General features: G+C 65.4%; 15 protein-coding genes. All 15 read right to left on the bottom strand.

Annotation, left to right across the window (positions count from 1 at the left end; all coding sequences use genetic code 11):
* Window positions 1-3 precede the first annotated feature (3 nt).
* From PQR27_RS05405 to sctC, 15 genes are read right to left on the bottom strand one after another with little or no spacing between them, the layout of a single operon-like run.
* Entirely contained in the window at window positions 4-2,082 is a 2,079-nt protein-coding gene (locus PQR27_RS05405; protein WP_408522684.1) for a flagellar biosynthesis protein FlhA, read from the bottom strand.
* 1 nt (window position 2,083) lies between these two features.
* Entirely contained in the window at window positions 2,084-2,824 is a 741-nt protein-coding gene (locus tag PQR27_RS05400; protein WP_408522683.1) for an EscU/YscU/HrcU family type III secretion system export apparatus switch protein, read from the bottom strand.
* Complete coding sequence (locus tag PQR27_RS05395; protein ID WP_408525413.1) at window positions 2,821-3,543, bottom strand: EscT/YscT/HrcT family type III secretion system export apparatus protein; 723 nt, start codon at window positions 3,541-3,543, stop codon at window positions 2,821-2,823. Before PQR27_RS05395 ends, PQR27_RS05400 begins: the two co-directional genes overlap by 4 nt.
* 2 nt (window positions 3,544-3,545) lie before the next feature.
* Window positions 3,546-3,821, bottom strand: a complete 276-nt coding sequence (gene sctS, locus PQR27_RS05390; protein WP_408522682.1) for a type III secretion system export apparatus subunit SctS — start codon at window positions 3,819-3,821, stop codon at window positions 3,546-3,548.
* Window positions 3,818-4,462, bottom strand: coding sequence for a type III secretion system export apparatus subunit SctR (gene sctR, locus PQR27_RS05385; RefSeq protein ID WP_408522681.1), 645 nt, complete (start codon window positions 4,460-4,462; stop codon window positions 3,818-3,820). The genes sctS and sctR overlap by 4 nt, the downstream gene beginning before the upstream one ends.
* Complete coding sequence (locus tag PQR27_RS05380; RefSeq protein ID WP_408522680.1) at window positions 4,459-5,430, bottom strand: FliM/FliN family flagellar motor switch protein; 972 nt, start codon at window positions 5,428-5,430, stop codon at window positions 4,459-4,461. The genes sctR and PQR27_RS05380 overlap by 4 nt, the downstream gene beginning before the upstream one ends.
* Complete coding sequence (locus tag PQR27_RS05375; RefSeq protein ID WP_408522679.1) at window positions 5,427-6,206, bottom strand: FliH/SctL family protein; 780 nt, start codon at window positions 6,204-6,206, stop codon at window positions 5,427-5,429. The genes PQR27_RS05380 and PQR27_RS05375 overlap by 4 nt, the downstream gene beginning before the upstream one ends.
* Window positions 6,200-6,775, bottom strand: a complete 576-nt coding sequence (locus tag PQR27_RS05370) for a hypothetical protein (protein WP_408522678.1) — start codon at window positions 6,773-6,775, stop codon at window positions 6,200-6,202. The genes PQR27_RS05375 and PQR27_RS05370 overlap by 7 nt, the downstream gene beginning before the upstream one ends.
* A complete protein-coding gene (sctJ, locus tag PQR27_RS05365; RefSeq protein ID WP_408522677.1) occupies window positions 6,772-7,701 on the bottom strand; it encodes a type III secretion system inner membrane ring lipoprotein SctJ in 930 nt (309 codons plus the stop codon). Before sctJ ends, PQR27_RS05370 begins: the two co-directional genes overlap by 4 nt.
* Complete coding sequence (locus PQR27_RS05360; RefSeq protein ID WP_408522676.1) at window positions 7,701-8,024, bottom strand: acyl carrier protein; 324 nt, start codon at window positions 8,022-8,024, stop codon at window positions 7,701-7,703. Before PQR27_RS05360 ends, sctJ begins: the two co-directional genes overlap by 1 nt.
* A gap of 1 nt (window position 8,025) precedes the next feature.
* Window positions 8,026-8,484 carry a tetratricopeptide repeat protein gene (locus tag PQR27_RS05355; protein ID WP_408522675.1) on the bottom strand — a complete coding sequence of 153 codons (459 nt, stop codon included), beginning with the start codon at window positions 8,482-8,484 and terminating at the stop codon, window positions 8,026-8,028.
* A gap of 56 nt (window positions 8,485-8,540) precedes the next feature.
* On the bottom strand, window positions 8,541-8,864 hold the full coding sequence (locus PQR27_RS05350; protein WP_408522674.1) for a hypothetical protein: 324 nt from the start codon (window positions 8,862-8,864) through the stop codon (window positions 8,541-8,543).
* A 17-nt stretch (window positions 8,865-8,881) separates the two neighbouring features.
* The gene (locus PQR27_RS05345) at window positions 8,882-9,139 is read right to left on the bottom strand and encodes a hypothetical protein (RefSeq protein WP_408522673.1); all 258 of its coding nucleotides are present in this window, start codon (window positions 9,137-9,139) and stop codon (window positions 8,882-8,884) included.
* Window positions 9,117-10,211, bottom strand: a complete 1,095-nt coding sequence (locus PQR27_RS05340) for an FHA domain-containing protein (protein ID WP_408522672.1) — start codon at window positions 10,209-10,211, stop codon at window positions 9,117-9,119. The genes PQR27_RS05345 and PQR27_RS05340 overlap by 23 nt, the downstream gene beginning before the upstream one ends.
* Window positions 10,201-12,276: a type III secretion system outer membrane ring subunit SctC gene (sctC, locus tag PQR27_RS05335; RefSeq protein ID WP_408522671.1), complete on the bottom strand. Its 2,076-nt coding sequence runs from the start codon at window positions 12,274-12,276 to the stop codon at window positions 10,201-10,203. The genes PQR27_RS05340 and sctC overlap by 11 nt, the downstream gene beginning before the upstream one ends.
* Between the last annotated feature and the right edge of the window lie 158 nt (window positions 12,277-12,434).

Below are 12,434 nucleotides of genomic sequence, written 5' to 3'. Positions count from 1 at the left end.
CGCTCATGGCGCACCGAGCGTTGCGACAGTCTTGATGCGGTAGACATCGAGCGGAATCTCTTCGATCGCCAGCACCTCGATGCGCCAGCCGAAGTCGCGCAACAATCGCGCAAGGTGCGGACGCAGTACAGCATTCGTGACGAGCAGAGGGATCCCTGACAGGTCCGCGGCAAAGATCTGCTGCGCGTGGGTCAGTTGTTCGGCGGACAGTACACACTGCGGCTCGCCGTCGACACCGCTTCTGACCTGCGCTTCGAGACTGGCCTCCCATGCCGGGTCCAGCACGGCCGTCGCGATCGTCCACGTCTCGAGGTCGGCGTATCCGCGCACGAGTTGCCGCCCCAGCTGGATGCGCGCCTCCCGCACCATCCGGTCGAGCGTGCGCTCACCCGCCGGCACGCGCACGACAGCTTCGAGAATCGCGCGCAGGTTGCGAACCGGCACACGCTGTTGCAGCAGTTGGCGCAACACGCCGGCGAGTTGCACCGTGCTCGCGGCCTGCCCCGCCTGCGCGACCAGTTCGCGAAATTCGATCGCCAGTTGATCGAGCAGAAAGCGTGTTTCCTGCGTGCCGAGAAAGTCGGCTGCCGAACGTTCACAGATTTCGGTGAGGTGAGCGCACAGCGCTTCGTCGACAGTCGCCTTGTGGATCCCCGGATCGCTGATCGACGCCGCGGTCGCGGCCGGCACCCAGACCGATTTCGCCGCGCCCGGCCGGTAGCCCTCGACACCTTCGAACGCAACCAGGCTCTCAGCGCCGCTCACCAGCGTATGCGTGGCAACCAGCGTGCCACTCGCAAACGGTACGTCCTCGATATCGACGATATAGCGCTCAGGCGCGAGCCGTGCGTCGCGCAGCAACGCGAGGCCGGGAAACGGCACGCCCAGTTCGACCATCAGGGTCCGGCGCAACTGGCCGAGCTGCCGGTTCAGCGCCTCGGGCCGGAGCGCGTCGAAAGCCTGCAGGCCGAGCCGTAGCCGCAAAGCCGCACTCGTGCCGAGTTCGACGTCATCGAGGATGCGCGGCACATAGTTGCCGCCGTCGCGCGTCATTTCAGGCATCAGCGCACGCTGCGAATTCGTCGCGAGCGCGGCATTACGCATCAGCGTGATCGCCAGCGCGAGCAGCAGACCACCGGCTACCAGAAACTGGATGTGCGGAAAACCAGGAATCGCCGCCAGCGAGAGACAGGCGACGCCGGCCATGCCGATAGCCTTTGGATGCAGCGCCAGTTGCCGGTAGATGTCGCCGCCCAGATGCGCATCCTCGCTATCGCCCGAGGCCACGCGTGTGACAAGAATGCCCGCCGCCACCGACACGATCAGCGACGGAATCTGCGCTACCAGGCCGTCGCCGACCGTGAGAATCGTGTAGGCGTGCAGCGCGTCGCCAAATGACATGCCGCGCTGCGCGATGCCGACCGCGAGCCCGCCGACGATATTCACCAGCGCGACGACGAGGCCCGCGACCGCATCACCCTTGACGAACTTCATCGCGCCATCGAGCGAGCCATAGAAGTACGTCTCACGTTCGAGCGCCGCGCGCATACGGCTGGCCTGCGCGGCCGTGACGACCCCGTTGCGCATGTCGGCATCGATGCTCATCTGGCGGCCCGGAATGCTATCCAGCGTGAAGCGCGCGGCCACTTCGGCCACCCGGTCGGCGCCCTTCGCGACCACGATGAACTGGATCGCCGCGAGCACGATGAACACCACCAGTCCGACCGCGACGTTGCCGCCCACCACCATTTCGCCGAATGCGCCGATGATCTGCCCTGCATGCGCGTGCAGCAGGATCATCTTGGTCGACGCGATCGCCAGCGCAAGGCGCAGCAGCGTGGTGATCAGCAGCAGCGACGGAAAACTCGCGAGTTCAGCGGCCTTCGACACATACAGCGTGGTGCTCAACATCGTCAGGCTGGCGGCAAAACTGACGCAAATGAACAGATCGAGTACGAACGGCGGCACGGGCACGATCAGCAGCGCAAGCACCGCAAGAATGCCGATGCCGACGGCGAGGTCGGCGTGACGCGCGAAAAAGGCCGAGAGATCGTAACGGCTGAGAATGGAACGGTTCGACATGTTATTGACCAAGCTCCCGATGAAGCGCGCGGCGACGGCTCTTGACGTAGGGGTCGCCTTCGTCGTCGCGGAATTCCCGTTTGATTTCGCTCTTGTCCATGCGCAAACCGCGCAGCCACAGAAAGCGCTGGATGAAATAGTCAGCGGCGCCGGGCACGATCTGCGATGCCGCCATCCACGCCAGCAGATGCGAGTGCGACGTCGCCGTGTAGCCGAGATGAACCGGCAGCGAAAACGCCCAGATGGGCGCGAGCTGCCGCAACCATGCGGCGAGCGCCTGCCCGAACAGAAATAGCAGGACCGCGAACTGCAGCAGCGTGAGCAGCGTGTCCCACAGCAGGCGCAGACTGAACATCTGCTTGAGGCCGTTGACCGGGTTCAGACGCTTCATGTCGGGAGTGACGCGTTTCCACGCGAGCAGTCCGCGGGTCTGTGTCATTTCCGGCACCAGAACGGCAAGCGCACCGACGCCGAGCGCGCTCAGTATTGCCGGCATGAACGCGCTCAGCACGGCGAACGTCGACGCAAGCCGGTCGCCGAACGGCAGTGCCGCGTCGAGCGTCGTCACATGCAGGATCAGCCTCGTGCCCAACGCATACAGCCGCGGGGCCTCGATGAACAGATACAGCCACCAGCAGAGGCCGCTGAACGCTATCGTCAGATGCGTGCTCTTCGCAATCTCGCCGTCCTCGCGCGCGCGGCGGATCCGCCTGGGGGTTGGCGCTTCGGTCTTGTTGCTCATCGCAGATGGATCACGTGATCGAATGCGATGCGCAACTGGGCGAACAGCGCCGGCACGCTGAGCATCGCGGCAAACGACAGGATCAACGCCTTGACGGTGCGTGCGGTGGCAAACGGATTGAGCCGCTTCGCGTGCCGTGACATGAGCCCGAAGGCGACATCGACCAGCAGCGCGAGACCGAGCAACGGACTGGCGAGCCGCACGCCTTCGCCCAGCGAGCCGGCCAGGTCGCGCAACGCAACGTTCCGGAACACGTCGCTCAGATCGACGTGCCAACGGCCCGGTGGCCACAGCACCCATGCATCCATGAAAAAGCCGAACAGGAGCGGCAGGCCCGGTCCCGTGAAGAGCGTCAGCGCGGCAAACTGCGAAAACAGGGTTTCGAATAGCGCCGCTTCCTGCTGGAAGTGCGGATCATAGATCGCCGCACTGGTGTAGCCGCCCTGCTGGTCGAGTATCGCGCCCGCCGCCGCCGCGGCATGAAAGATCGTGCCGAGCAGCAGGCCGAGCGCAACACCGGTCGCCGCTTCGATGCAGATCGCCGGCAGCAGTGGCGCCGGCCAGCCGCTCTGTTGAGGCAGCATGGCGAGCGCGAGCAGCACCGGCAGCCGCAGCAGGATGCCGAGCGAGCCGCTCTGACCAAACGGCACCAGGAACAGCGCCACTGCGGGCCTGATCGCACAGAATGCGAAACCCTCGAGATAGCCGGTGTAGTTCATATTCAATGCAAACGCCCCGCAGCGACAAAGGTAAACACATGGGCAAGAAAGCGCCCGAGCTCGCGGCTCCCCCAAGGCGCGGTCACGATCAGCACTGCACCGACGCAGATGATCTTGGCCCCGTAAGGCAGGCTCTGATCCTGTATCTGCGTGACCGACTGCAACAGCCCAATCAGCAAACCGACGACGGTCGCCACGGCGAGAGCCGGCAGCGACAACCAGAACACCAGCATGAGCGCGTCGCTGGACAACGTGGCAAGAGACGGGACACTGTTCATTTGGCATACCCGACGATAAGGCCGTGCATCAGCTTCGAGATACCTGACACCGACACGAAGATGAAAAGCTTCAACGGGATCGATACCGTGCTGGGCGAGAGCATCATCATGCCCATGGCGGTCAGCACGTTGGCGACGACCAGATCCACCACCAGAAAAGCGATGTAGAGCAGAAAGCCCGCCTCGAACCCGCTCGATATCTCGCTGATCAGAAACGCGGGAATCAGCAGCTGGAGATCGGTCTCGCGGGCGTCGTGCTCTGGATCGATCCGTTTTGCGGCGCCGACGAGAAACTGCCGCTCGCTGGATCGGGAATGCTTCAGCATGAATTCGCCGAGCGGACCGCGCACCGCCTGCCACAGTTCGGTGGGACGCGGCAGCGCAACTTCGCCGCTGTCGCCGGCCGGCAGCGCGGCTTCAATCTTCGTGATGGTCGGCGACATCACGACCAGCGTCGCCGCTAGCGCGATCCCCGAGATCACCAGGTTGCTCGGCGCCTGCTGCACGCCGAGTGCCGAGCGAAGCAGCGTCAGCACGATGCTGAACTTCGTGAACGACGTCGTCATCACGACGGCGAGCGGTAGCAGACCGAGCATGAAGAACATGCTGACGATCTGCAGCTGATCGAGTTGCGCAGTCATGCCGGCAGATCCTCATGGGTGAGCCGGATCACGCGCACGCCCATCGAACCCTCGATGTCGATCAGCTCGCCGCGCGCAAACGGAATGCCCTGACACAGCAACGTAACTGTTCGCTCACGCGCGGGCAGCCGGAACGCGACGATCGATCCTTGCCGCAGATGGGCCAGTTCGGAAACCGACAACGACAGCGTGCCGAGCATGGCGTCGAACGCGAACGTCAGGGAGTCGATCGGTAACAATTCGCTGGTGACTTCAGCGGGCGGGGTTTCTTCATTCAGGACATGGTCTATCAAGGTGTGCTCCTCAGTAAATTTCAACAAAATCCGGCACGCGCCCAACCGCAACGGCACGCGCAGATAACACGAATGACGGTCGAACAGCAGCGCGTCGCCCACCGCGATCTTGCGCAAACGCGGCAGCGACATGGACGGCCCAGGCATGCAGATCGGCATGCGCACGTACAGACGGCGCAGCAGCGCCTCGCTGGACGGCGGCGTCGGCATACGTCGTTGCAGCCACGCATCGACAGCGGGGGTGCAAAACGAGAAGTGAGCAGTGCGGCCGCTCGCTGCGTGCGTGACGGCGATGCCGTACGCGCCCGGCTGCGGGACGGCGTCGAAAGCAACGACGCTGACGTCGATCGTGAAGCCGAACAGTCCTTCGAGCGCACACAGCCAGTCGCTCAGCGCGTCAACGACGTGCGTCACAGCTTCGTTACCGCGCTCGCCGATCACCGACGGCGTCAGTTCGGGCAACAGCGCGCCGGCATCACAGGCGGCGCTAAACGGCGCCTGCGCCGCCGTGCCGGACACCAGCAGCGGATAACGCGCGCGGCACGGCTCGAACTCCAGCGTGAAGCGGCGCGTGCCGACGCGCACTGCGTGCGGCCGCCCGAAGTGCCGGATCGCCAGGTTGTGACGCGCGGCGTCCGCCCGCGAGAGCGTTTCCATATCCGGCCAAAAGTTCATGCTGCCTCCCGCACGATCCGGCGTTGCACGACGCGAACCGGAATCGGCGACGTGGGCCGCGGCGGCGGGGGCGCTTGCGGTGCGGTCAGTGCGGCCAGTGTCTGCCGCACGCCACGCTCGATCGTGTCGAGCGCCGTACACCCCGAACCGTCAGCCAGATCGTAGGCGCGCAACATCCCCGCCACGCCGTCGCGGATGCCGCGCTCCAACGCCCGCAGTTGCACCTTCAGGCCGCCATCGATCACGCCGGCCTCGGTTTCGATGACGCACGAATGCGCAGGCAAGCCCGCATCGGCCAGAACGGTGCAAAGCGGCGTGCCGAGTTCCTGTTCGATCGTTGCGATCAGTTGCGTGGCTTCCCTGAACACCGCCGGGGCAACGCGCACGGACACGAGTCGTTGTGACTGCGACACGGCAACCGCGCGGCGCAACTGATTGGTCAACGCGGCCGACGGCGGCAGTCCGCCGACAATGTCGCTCACCGCGCTCAGCACGATCTGCGTCAACCGGTCCTGTAAGCGATGCGCGGCAAAGGCCGCGGCTGCCGCGCGCCCGACGTGTATTCGCAACGCGGCGGCCTTGCCGGCTGAGTGACCGTGGCGCCACGCGCGGCGTTTGAGTTCACGCACCTGCATGGCGAGGTGAGCACGTTGTCGTGCGGCTTCGGTTGCGTGCTCCGCTTCGACTACGCGAAGGCCTTCGAGCGACGCCAGTTCGAGCGCGCTCAAATGCCCGTCGGATTCGATTCGCCACGCGCCCATTCGACAGATCAGCATGAATGCGCCTCCATCAACCGCCGCGCGTCCGCAACCAGTTCCCGCGCCTCGGGTGCCGACAGTCCGGGCGTGCGATAGCGCGTCGCGGCCGCCGATATCTCGCGCGGCAGGCGCAGGCTCCACCAGAACGCGTAGCGCGAGTCCGCAGCGGCCTGAGTCGCCAGCGCCAGTCCGAGCGCCGTCATGTCGCGCCGGCTGGACAGCGTCGGCGGCGGCTCGATTTTCAGGTCTGCCGCGTCGGCACGCGGGTGCCGTTGAATCGCGCCCAGCAGGCGCGGCGCGACGCTTGCCGCCACGGCAGCACGGGCCTGGGCGGCGACTACGCGGCGCAACGAACGGGCGAACGCGAGCGCGGCCACGATCCGGCACAAACGCGCACACGCTGGCCGTGGCCAGAGCGGCAGTACTGGCGGCACGTCGGCAAGCGCCACCTGAAGGAGTTGCGGGTAACGGCCGAACAGAAATGCATGGGCCGCACGCGCAGCACGCTCGTCACGAATCGGATGCCCGGCTTCGAGCCAGCTGTGATGCGCCCAGTGGGCGGGTGCGCAGGTATAGGCGTGCTTCATGCGTCGCTTCCGGTGAGGGTCGTGGATTTCGACGCCCGGTTGCCCGCGCCTGCAGTATCGACGGTGTTCGCGTCAGACGCGTCGCGTTGTCCTTTCCGCACAGGCTGCCCGGAAGGACCGGACGGTAGTCCGGCACCGCGACCGCGCGACTTCCGGTTGAACCACGTATGCGTTTCCGAGTGCCACAACCACATGAAGCCGGCCACCAGCAGCACGAGCACGGCCAGCACGCACAGCATCGCCGTGGTGCGCGTCGGCGCTTTGCCGCCGTCATGCCCGCAGGCCGTCGCCTCGACCGCGCCCGCAGCGCTGGCGACGTCGGCGCCGTCCGCGCAGTTGCCCGGAAAGGTCAGGACCGGCGTCACCGCCAGCAACGTCAGCGAGACACGCGCGGGCGTCAGCCCTTCCACACTGCCGGCCACCAGTGCGCGTATCCTGTCGCGCATCAGTTCGAGGTTGTAGTCGCTGCGGTAGCGCATCATGACGGACGCCGACGGCAGCGTGTCCTGCGCGGGATCCATCGGATCTTTTTCGGGCAGCACGATGTGCACGCGGGCGAGCAGTACGCCGTCCATCTTTTCGAGCGTTTCGGACAGTTCCTGAGACAGCCCGTACACGTAGCGGACGCGATCCTCCTCGGGGCTCGAGATCAACCCCTGCCGGCTAAACAGGTCGCCGAGATTCGCGTGGCCGCCGCGCGGCAATGCATACGCGCTGGCCAACTCGGTGGCGACCACTGCGTCGGCGTCATCGACCGAGATGTTCCAGGTCCGGTCCGCGTTGGGTTCCTTGTAGCCGTTGATGCCGTGATGGCTCAGCGCGGCGATGATCCGGTTCGCCTGGTCCTCGTCCAGGCCTTCAAAAAGCGAGGTTCTGCAGCCGACGAGGAGAAGCAGGACCGGCAGCAGGATCAGAGCGCGGCGCATCAGCTTCGTTGCGTCAGCGTCTGGATTGCGCGGCCGGTCTCGTCGGCCACGCGCACCGTCATCTGCACCTGCACCGCGAAGGCGCCCATATCGGCCTGCAGACGCAGCATGTCGGACGTCGAGATGCGCCCGGAGTCGAGCTGGTCGAGATGCTGCGACAGTTGCCGCGTCGACGTATCCTGCGCGTCCTGCGCGTGCGCCAGCAGACGCTCGACCAGCGAAACGCCGTCGCCCGCACCGTCAGCGGACAGGACTGCGGCCGGAGCCGCAGGGGACCATGGGCCGGCTTGCGTCGGCATAGTGGTGACCGGGAGTTGCAACATATCAATGCCCGCCTAGATTAATCAGTCGTTCTATGGTTGAAAGGGGAGCCGCAGCATGCGCAACCTGCGCGGCGCGAGCGGCGCGGGTATAAGGCGCGCATTCGGGCAGGTTCAGAAACGCCGCCGCCATCGAACTCGCACCCGGTTCGTCGCTGTCCGCCACCGTCATCAGCGTGCGTGCGCCGAGCGCGTAATGGCCTTCGAACACCTGACACACGCCGAGCCAGGCGCGTGCCAGCGCGCTGTCCGGCGCGACCTTGAGCGCTCGGCCGAACAGTAGCGACGCGCCGCGGTAATTCGCACGATCGAGCTCGACGAGACCCTGTCCGAGGTGCGGAAAGGCCCGCTGCGGATACACCAATGCCAGCCGGTCGAACAGGTAGTGTGCTTCGTCGAAGCGTCGATGCACGCGCGCGTAGTGACCGATCGAAATCAGCAACTCGAGTGTGTCGTCCTGCATTTGCGATGGCTCCCGAAGACGCCGCGAGGGCGTCTTCGTCCTTGTAAAAAAAGACGTTAGTGGGCGGCGCGCGCGGTTTCCTTCTGCGCGTCGGTCAGGCCCTGCACACAAGCCGTCGCAGCGCTTTGGGTCGTATTGACCGAGCCCATCGCCTGCTGGACCTTCATCATTGCGACGTTCTGCTGCTTGTCGTCGGTGCCTTCGGCCTGCTGCAATTTATTGTCGAAGTCCTTGTTCTGCTTTTCGAGAATCTTCGCCAGCACTTCGACAACCTTCTGGGCCGACACACCGCCTGTATTGCCGACCACTGAGCCGCCACCACCGCCGGTGAGATCGTTGCTGCCCAGATTCGGAGACATCGTCGTATTAACTTGAGTCATTTCTGGATTTCCTAAATTTAATCCCGAGCGTTTATGAAGCTCGCGCTTCGTTCCACCACCTGTCGAGCCGCTCGCAAACACTCGACAAGCAGAATCAGTTCATTTTTCACAGCCGGCGCTGCTGCCGCCAGCGCAGCGTTAATGTTGTCGATCTCAGCAGTCAGCCGTGCCGCGACCATCTCGCGCCCGGCGCCGCTGGCTTCGGCGAGTTGAGCCTCCAGCGGTAAATCGGCGCATGCACCGAGCGTGCTTTTACCGGCATTTTTTGGGGGCATGGGCGGCATCCATAAAAAATTCGTAGATCGAACCATCGTCATCGCGCGTGACATCGGCTGAGCAAGCCGAGACTCGCGTGATCCGTCCGATGGGCAGTCGTGCGCCGGGGAAATAGCGCACGCCCTGCGCATCCGTGAGCCAGACGGCGTGACGGCTGGCAAGCAGATTCAGACCGAGCGCTTCGAGCGGCACGCGCACCCGCTCGCCTTGCGTATGGCCGGGAAAGGTGAGACCACGAAGCCCGCTGATCTCGGCACGCGCCAGGCGCGCGATGCGTGCGTAATCCCACGATTCGGGCGACAGAAACCCCTGAACGGCCGGCAGCGTCGCAGTGAACGCCCCCGGCTCGGCGGGGCGCACCTCGGCGCCGCGGTAGTAGCGCGCGAGAAACTCGCCGACCTGCTCCTGCAACTGCGCGAGCACGATCACGTGCATCACGAGCGCCCGTTTCTGCGACCACGCACGGGCAGTCAGCGTGGCCAGATCGGCGGGCGACTGCACGTAACCCTCATAGACGAGCGCACCGGACTTCGGGTCGACATGCGTTGTCACCAGACTGAACGCATCGCTGGGACGCGTCGCGCGCGGTATGTCGGACCACGGGTTCGACGCGACCCACGTCAGCAGCACAAAGGCGAACGGCGCCCCGAAGACCATTGCTTTCGTCACGGGCGACGCATCCGACCAGCGCCTGGCGAGATACGCAAGCGGCGCATGTCGCAGCAGATAGGCACGCTCGGCGTCACGCACCGTCGTCGCGGCCGGCGCATCGCGGCCACTGAACTCAAAGGTAACGGCACCCGCCGAAAACCACGCGCCGCGCTCCAGCCTCACGCGTCGCCCTGGCGGCACGGGCCGGCCGAACACCACGACCTCCGCATGGTGGGCGACCAGTGCGAGCGCCGCACCGTGCAACTCGACGGTGACGTGCAGCGGTTCGACGCCTTCGTCTATCACCATCAGGTCGGCATCGCTGCCGCTGCCGATCCGCAGCGGCCTGTCGGCCGGCAGCACCACGCTCGCGCCGGTGTGCACGCCGTCCGTCACGACGATCAGCGCATCAGCGGTCATGGCGGTTCTCCCACGGCAGCTTGCGCACCGGCGGCAAAACGGGCGATGACAAAGGCGATGAAGACGGTGACTGCGGCGCGCCTCCCGCAGCGGGCTGCGCCAGCGTCCGCAACGCAGCGTCGACGTTTGGCGCAACGGCGGCCGTCGGCTGGACCGGTTCCGCGGAACCTGCAGCGGCGCTGCCCGATGACGGCACTGGCGCGGGCAACGAAGTCGCTATAACAGCCCTCTGCGCGAGGATGGCATCCGGACTCGAACTCGCGGCGCCTGTCGTCGTTCCGGCGACGGCCAGCGCCTCGTTCGGCTCTGCGTCACCCGACAGGCGTTTGAGGCGCGGCGTGATCAGAATCAACCGTTCGAGGCGCTCGTGCGTGGTCTGGGTATCGCGGAACAGCGCGCCGAGGTACGGCATGTCGCCGAGCACGGGCACCTTCGAGGTGGTGCTCTCGCTGCGTTCGTATTGATAGCCGCCTATCAGCAGACTCTCGCCGTCGCGCACGATCGCCTGAGTGACGACCGAATGGTTGTCGACCTTCGGAATGCCGTCCACCGCCATCGATGAATTGAATGAGCCGTCTTCGATCTGGATGTTGAGCCGGATATTGCGGCGCGGCTCGCCGCTCGATTCGACGCTCGGCGTCACCTTCAACGTCATCCCGGTCTCGATGTTGAAGAGGTCGACGGCCTGGTTGCCCGCCACGCGCACATACACCGAACTGCGCGAAGTCAGGGCCGCTTCCGTGTTGTTCAGCGTGAGCACCTGTGGGCGCGACAGCACGCGCGCCTTACCGGCGTCTTCCAATGCATGGATCTGTGCAAACAGGTATTGCGCCGAGTTGCCGACCAGCGTCGCGAGGTTGAGTCCGGTCATTGCGCTAGCCGGCGCCGCTAACGCCGCAGCGCCGAACGCCAGCGGCGCGCTCGCGGTCCCGGAAGCGCCGTTGATGCGTCCGTTTGCACCACCCCAACGCACGCCGAGCGAGCGCGCGGCATTCGACGACACGTCGATCACTACCGCGTCAATCTCGACCAGTTCCTGCGGCTGGTCGAGCATCGCGATGGCGCGCTCGTAGTTCGGCATCATCGACACGAGGTCACTAATGACCACCGCGTTGGTCCGCTGGTCGGCGACGATGTTGCGCCGCGCGGGAGTCGCGGCTGGCTGCGCGGTGTCGGTGTCGGTGTCGGGCAATGGCGCCCGCTCGCCGCCTCCGGTCGATCCGCCGCCAGGACCGAGGCCGAGCAGGCTCGGCAGCGGCGGCGGCCCGCCCCGCGCGCTGCGCTCGTCGGCGCGAGCATCGGTACGCGCACGCGTTGCGCGCGGCTCAGTAGCCTGCCAGGTGTCCGTCATCAACCGGCGCAGCAACGAAGCGACGCCCGGCACGACCTGGTCCTGCGAACCGACGGCGTAACGGACGTCCTGCGCCTGCGCGTACCGCAGTGGGAAAACGCGGATAACGGTCTCATCGAAGGACGGCTCGACCGTAGTCTGCCGCTGTGCCTTGTCGATCGCCTCCGTCACCGCCTCGACGAACTTCGACGGACCCGCAACCTTGACCGTGGTCGCCGAGTATCGGATCGGCAGACGGGCGTCGTCGAGATCGAGGTTGCGAAGCAACGACGCGACCGCTTCGCGGGTCATCGGCGCAAACGGGATGACCCGGCTGCGCACGTCCGAAGCCGTCGTGACATGCATCGCCTTGCCGTCGAAATACCAGACGAGGCCGTAAGCCTCTACCAGTTGGGTGAATACGTTGCCCGGCGTGTCGTCGAAGCGACCGTTGACCGCACCTTTCACGTCGCGACCGATGTCGGCGCTCAGGCCCTCGACGGCGAGCACGTCGCGCAACACATCGGGCAGCGGCGCACCGTTCACCGCGTAGTGAATTGGCGCACCATGCCAAACGGGGGTCGCGGCGTCGGCCGCGTGCATCAGCAGCACCGGACACGTCACGCCGAGCAGCCTCGCAATGCGACGCACGGCGGCCCGGATCGCGCACGGCGGCAAGGACGGTTCTCTGCCGCCGCTCTTCCTGATGATCGAATTGCGCCACATCATTAGCATTAAAAGTCCCTGACTGCGTTTATTGACTACGTTAGCGACAAATTTAATGGTGTTTCAACACCCCCTGGTCGTACACATATACGACATCCGCGAACGGTCAAATCCACTGTCCCCGGCTCTTATCCAATAGAATTCCAATATGAAAAAGCCATCTGCGC

The sequence above is a fragment of the Paraburkholderia fungorum genome (assembly GCF_046027215.1).
GTDB classification, from domain to species: Bacteria; Pseudomonadota; Gammaproteobacteria; order Burkholderiales; family Burkholderiaceae; genus Paraburkholderia; species Paraburkholderia fungorum_D.
The sequence above is the reverse complement of the archived record's forward strand: the minus strand, read 5'-3'. Positions and strand labels throughout refer to the sequence as shown.

Bases quoted from the DNA above. Each gene is read 5' to 3' on its own strand.
- sctC (WP_408522671.1), bottom strand. From the start codon at position 12,276: ATGCTAATGATGTGGCGCAATTCGATCATCAGGAAGAGCGGCGGCAGA.
- PQR27_RS05405 (WP_408522684.1), bottom strand. From the start codon at position 2,082: ATGTCGAACCGTTCCATTCTCAGCCGTTACGATCTCTCGGCCTTTTTC.
- sctJ (WP_408522677.1), bottom strand. From the start codon at position 7,701: ATGCGCCGCGCTCTGATCCTGCTGCCGGTCCTGCTTCTCCTCGTCGGC.
- PQR27_RS05355 (WP_408522675.1), bottom strand. From the start codon at position 8,484: ATGCAGGACGACACACTCGAGTTGCTGATTTCGATCGGTCACTACGCG.
- PQR27_RS05380 (WP_408522680.1), bottom strand. From the start codon at position 5,430: ATGAACTTTTGGCCGGATATGGAAACGCTCTCGCGGGCGGACGCCGCG.
- PQR27_RS05350 (WP_408522674.1), bottom strand. From the start codon at position 8,864: ATGACTCAAGTTAATACGACGATGTCTCCGAATCTGGGCAGCAACGAT.
- sctR (WP_408522681.1), bottom strand. From the start codon at position 4,462: ATGACTGCGCAACTCGATCAGCTGCAGATCGTCAGCATGTTCTTCATG.
- PQR27_RS05340 (WP_408522672.1), bottom strand. From the start codon at position 10,211: ATGACCGCTGATGCGCTGATCGTCGTGACGGACGGCGTGCACACCGGC.
- PQR27_RS05395 (WP_408525413.1), bottom strand. From the start codon at position 3,543: ATGAACTACACCGGCTATCTCGAGGGTTTCGCATTCTGTGCGATCAGG.
- PQR27_RS05345 (WP_408522673.1), bottom strand. From the start codon at position 9,139: ATGCCCCCAAAAAATGCCGGTAAAAGCACGCTCGGTGCATGCGCCGAT.
- PQR27_RS05370 (WP_408522678.1), bottom strand. From the start codon at position 6,775: ATGAAGCACGCCTATACCTGCGCACCCGCCCACTGGGCGCATCACAGC.
- PQR27_RS05375 (WP_408522679.1), bottom strand. From the start codon at position 6,206: ATGCTGATCTGTCGAATGGGCGCGTGGCGAATCGAATCCGACGGGCAT.
- sctS (WP_408522682.1), bottom strand. From the start codon at position 3,821: ATGAACAGTGTCCCGTCTCTTGCCACGTTGTCCAGCGACGCGCTCATG.
- PQR27_RS05360 (WP_408522676.1), bottom strand. From the start codon at position 8,024: ATGTTGCAACTCCCGGTCACCACTATGCCGACGCAAGCCGGCCCATGG.
- PQR27_RS05400 (WP_408522683.1), bottom strand. From the start codon at position 2,824: ATGAGCAACAAGACCGAAGCGCCAACCCCCAGGCGGATCCGCCGCGCG.